Source organism: Elstera litoralis, from assembly GCF_000963705.1.
In the GTDB taxonomy this organism is placed as follows: Bacteria; Pseudomonadota; Alphaproteobacteria; order Elsterales; family Elsteraceae; genus Elstera; species Elstera litoralis.
Window position 1 is genome coordinate 1 of sequence record NZ_LAJY01000048.1, and the last position, 4,607, is coordinate 4,607.

Here is a 4,607-nt window from a genome sequence, read left to right on the forward strand (position 1 = left end):
ATGCTTCACCGCATCCAGCAGCCCCTGGATATAGCCGAAGCAGAAGGAGAAGGCGGTGCCTTCTGGGTCGCGGCTATCGATATGGGGCACGTGGTCGGGCATCAGCATGTATTGGTAGCCGGTCTCGGCATAGGCTTTGAGCGAGTCGAACATGTCCATATCGCCATCATCCGGGAAGACCTCCATGAAGGAGAGCTTACAGCCGCGAATATTGCGGAAGTGGACATTGAAGATTTTATTGCGCGCGCCGAACCAGCGGATCACGTCGCCGATTTCCGCGCGCGGATCGTCCAGCATTTCGGCCACGGTGCTTGGCAGAAATTGAGCCCGTGATAGGGGCTCTCGTGCATCGAGAGGAATTTCTTTAGCCCCTCGACGGTGCCGAGCACGCGGGTGACGCCCTTATAGCCGGGAGGGGTATAGGGATCGTGCGGGTGGCAGGCGAGGCGGATTTGATTGGCTTCGGCGACAGGAACGATTTGGGAGAGGAAATAATCGATCCGCTCCCAATTTTCGTCTTCCGAGACCGTACCCGCCGCGCCGGGCGACGCAGCTTGATCGACCTTATCCCAGCGAAAGGCTTCGTGACGGGAGCCGCCGCGCCCGATTTCCATTTCGGTTCGGGGAATGCCAATGAGATTAAGGTTATATTTGGCGGCTGGAATGCCGGCGGTTTTCAAATTCTCAATCAGGCGGCAGATCACCTCAAGCTGCCGGTCGCGGTTCGGCCCGGCCAGCAGAATATCGGGGCTGTCTTGCAACTCGATCGGGCACGAACTCATCGGCAGTTGCACCATATCGAGGCTCATGCCGAAGGATTCGACCTTCTCGCGGTGGCGCAGCAGATCGTCCAGCGTCCAGCCGGTCGGCTTGCCGGGCGGGTCGGAACAGAGGTGCTTCAGGCCGAGTTGGGCGAAGGTCTTAAAATCATTATCGTCCCGCGCGGCGTTCTGTGTGCCGAGGTGCATGGCGTTTCTTTCCCTAAACGATCGTGCGTTTTTTTTGTTAGACTGTCGGACAGCTTATACGGCGATACTAAGATCGCAAGGTTCTGGGAAGGCCGATTTCCCCCTTATTCCGCAGGTCTGCCGTGTTAATTTGTCAGACCAATACAGGATTAGCAGAAATAATCCGGGTGCGATTCGCGCAGGGTTTCGATGAAATCCAAGGAGCGCGACAGGTGCCCGCGCACTTCGGCTTCCGCCCCGTCCGGGTCGCTGGTGGCAATTGCGCCGACGATGGCGGCGTGATCGCGCAGAATATCGGCGCGTTTGCCGGGAACGGGGAGATGCAGGCGGCGCAGCCGGTCGATATGTCCGCCCTGGCGGCGCACGAGATGCCACAGGTCCAGCACATCGGCGGCGGCATATTGGGTGCGGTGGAACTCCTGATCGAGTTGCGTGAAGCGCTCGAACTCCCCCAGTTCGGCGAAGGCGGCCTGCTGGCGGATAATGTTGCGCAGGGTTTCGATCAAGATTTGATCGGGCTTTGCCGCCAGCGTGCGCGCGATTTCCACTTCCACCGCGCGGCGCAGGAACTGCCCCTGGCGGGCGTGGCTCAGGTCGATGGGGCTGACGATAGTGGCGCGCTGCGGGAAGATTCGCACCAACCCTTCCTCGTCCAACCGAGACAGCGCGTCGCGGATCGGGGTCGAGCTGACGCCGAAGCGCGCTTGCAGATCGGGCCGCGACAGCACCGCCCCGGGTGCCAGCGTCAGCGCGATAATCTCTTCGCGCAGCACATCGAAAACCGCGGGCGTTCCCGCGCGGCTGCGCGAGGCGGAGAGGGGCGGCACGGTGGCGAGCTTATCCATATCGGCACCGATGATAGCGCAGAATTAGGCTTGACGCACTAATGCATTAGCGCTTTAGCTTCTTTTTGCGTAACGAATTTTCCCGGTCGCGCAATTCTCCAGCATAGGTGCCCGATGACCCGCAAAACCCCCGAGCAGTTGCGCAGCGCGCGCTGGTTTGGCCCCGACGATTTCCGCTCCTTCGGGCACCGCTCGCGCATGAACCAGATGGGCTATTCGGCGGCGGATTACGTCGGCAAGCCGGTGATTGCCATTCTCAACACTTGGTCGGACCTCAACCAGTGCCACGCGCATTTCAAGCAGCGGGTGGAGGATGTGAAGCGCGGCATTCTGCAAGCGGGCGGGTTTCCGGTGGAACTGCCCGCGATCTCGCTGTCGGAAAGCAAGGTGAAGCCGACGACGATGCTCTACCGCAACTTCCTCGCGATGGAAGCGGAAGAGTTGATCCGCTCGCATCCGGTCGATGGCGTGGTGCTGATGGGCGGCTGCGATAAAACCACGCCGGGGCTGCTGCTGGGCGCGACGAGTGCCGGGGTTCCGGCGGTTTTCGTGCCCGCAGGGCCGATGCTGCGCGGCAATTGGCACGGCAAGGTGCTGGGGTCGGGTTCCGACGCCTTCAAATATTGGGACGAACGCCGCGCCGGGGCGATTTCCGATAAGGATTGGGGCGAAATGGAAGTGGGTATCGCCCGCTCCTATGGTGTGTGCATGACGATGGGCACCGCTTCCACGATGACGGGGCTGGCCGATGCCATCGGCATGACCCTGCCGGGCGCATCCTCAATCCCCGCCGCCGATGCCAACCACATCCGCATGTGCGCCGACGCGGGCCGCCGCGCGGTGGAAATGGTGTGGGAGGATCTCACCCCCGCCAAAATCCAAACCGAAGGCGCGTTTCGTAACGCTATTGTCGTAGCGATGGCGATGGGCTGTTCGACCAATGCCGTTATTCATCTGCTGGCGATGGCCCGCCGGGCGGGGCATGCCCTGAGTCTGGAGGATTTCGACGCCGCCAGCCGCAAGGTGCCGGTGATCGCCAATATCCGCCCCAGTGGCGATACCTACCTCATGGAAGATTTCTACTATGCGGGCGGGTTCTTGGGGCTGATGCTGCGCCTGAAACCCTTCCTGGACCTCACCCAAATCACCGTTTCGGGCCGCACCTGGGCGGAAGAGTTGGAAGGCGTTCAGGTCTATAATGACGATGTCATTCGCCCGCTCGACAATCCCATCTATGCCGAAGGGGCGCTGGCGGTGCTGAAAGGTAATCTCGCCCCCAACGGCTGCGTAATGAAACCCTCGGCGGCAGCCCCGCATCTGCTGCGCCATTCCGGCCCGGCGCTGGTGTTCGACGATTACCCGGCGCTGAAAGCCGTGATCGATAGCGACGATCTGGATGTAACGCCGGAGCATGTGTTGGTCCTGCGCAACGCCGGGCCGCTGGGTGGGCCGGGGATGCCGGAATGGGGCATGCTGCCGATCCCGAAGAAGCTGGTGAAGCAGGGCGTGCGCGATATGGTGCGCCTCTCGGACGCGCGCATGAGCGGCACCAGCTACGGGGCCTGTATTCTGCACGTCTCGCCCGAATCCTTTATCGGCGGGCCGCTGGCGCTGGTGCAGACGGGCGATATCATCACCGTCGACGTGCCCGCGCGGACGATTTCGCTCGACGTGCCCGACGCGGAACTGGAGCGCCGCCGGGCCGCGCTGCCGCCGCCCGCGCCGCGTTACGAGCGGGGTTACGGCTGGATGTTCTCCCGCCACATCACTCAGGCCGATCAAGGCTGTGATTTCGACTTTCTGCAAACCGATTTCGGCGCACCCGTGCCGGAACCCGTCATTTTTTAAAGTTTGGAGGTTTCCCCCATGTTATCCGATACCACCCGCGCCAAGCTGGCGACTGTCAGCACAGCCACGCTCTGCACCGCGCTGTTCAAACGCGGCCTGCGCAATCAATTCATCCAAGACGTGCGCCCCTTGAAGGCCAAGAGCAAGGTGATGGTCGGCGAGGCCTTCACCCTGCGCTATATTCCGGCGCGTGAGGATTTGAACCCGCTCAGCGTGTTCCAAGACCGCGCCCATCCGCAGCGCAAGGCCGTCGAAGAATGCCCGCCCGGCGCGGTGTTCGTCATCGATAGCCGGAAAGACGCGCGCGCCGCGTCGGCAGGGTCGATCCTCGTCAGCCGCCTCATGGTGCGCGGCGTCGCGGGTGTCGTCACCGATGGCGGCTTCCGCGATAGCCCGGAAATTGCCGAGCTGGATATTCCCGCCTACCACAACCGCCCCTCGGCGCCGACCAATCTTACCCACCATCAGGCGCTCGATATCAATGTGCCCATTGGCTGCGGCGATGTGGCGGTGTTTCCGGGCGATGTGGTCGTCGGCGACGGCGAAGGCGTCATCGTCATCCCCGCCCATCTCGCCGATGAAATTGCCGATGAAGCCGTGGAAATGACCGCGTTTGAGGATTTCGTAACGGAACAAGTGTTGGCGGGCCGCTCGATCCTCGGTCTCTATCCGCCCACGGAAGAACAGTCGAAGCTCGATTTTGCGGCGTGGCGTAAAGTTAAGGGCCGCTAGAATAGACTAAGCGCGCTGGCAGCCTCCGCGTCCAAGATCAAGGACAATGGGGCTCGCTGGCGCGCAAAATCATAAATTATGCATTTTATTTGCTGCATTTAATTATTTCGACCCCTAACTTTACAAGGGGTTGCGGTCGATCTATCGTGCGTTCGTTAAAAGCAGGCGAAGAATTGATCGATGAAAAACGAGACAAAGCGGTTTTTACAATCAA

General features: G+C 61.2%; 5 protein-coding genes. 2 read left to right on the forward strand and 3 right to left on the reverse strand.

Features of this window, described 5'->3' with window-relative positions:
* The 3 genes from VZ95_RS27875 to VZ95_RS02750 form a co-directional block, all read right to left on the reverse strand.
* Positions 1-297, reverse strand: a 297-nt coding sequence (locus VZ95_RS27875) for a mannonate dehydratase (RefSeq protein ID WP_198148052.1), incomplete at its 3' end; no start/stop codon positions are given.
* The gene (locus tag VZ95_RS27880) at positions 261-968 is read right to left on the reverse strand and encodes a mannonate dehydratase (protein WP_198148053.1); all 708 of its coding nucleotides are present in this window, start codon (positions 966-968) and stop codon (positions 261-263) included. The genes VZ95_RS27875 and VZ95_RS27880, both read right to left, overlap by 37 nt.
* Before the next feature lie 149 nt (positions 969-1,117).
* A complete protein-coding gene (locus VZ95_RS02750) occupies positions 1,118-1,813 on the reverse strand; it encodes a GntR family transcriptional regulator (RefSeq protein WP_045774515.1) in 696 nt (231 codons plus the stop codon).
* Between the two features lie 114 nt (positions 1,814-1,927).
* On the opposite strand from VZ95_RS02750, the gene araD reads away from it, so the two are divergent.
* Positions 1,928-3,661 (forward strand): L-arabinonate dehydratase, encoded by a 1,734-nt coding sequence (gene araD, locus VZ95_RS02755; RefSeq protein WP_045774516.1) that lies wholly within the window; start codon positions 1,928-1,930, stop codon positions 3,659-3,661.
* 18 nt (positions 3,662-3,679) lie between these two features.
* Positions 3,680-4,393, forward strand: a complete 714-nt coding sequence (locus VZ95_RS02760; protein ID WP_045774517.1) for a ribonuclease activity regulator RraA — start codon at positions 3,680-3,682, stop codon at positions 4,391-4,393.
* Positions 4,394-4,607: the final 214 nt, after the last annotated feature.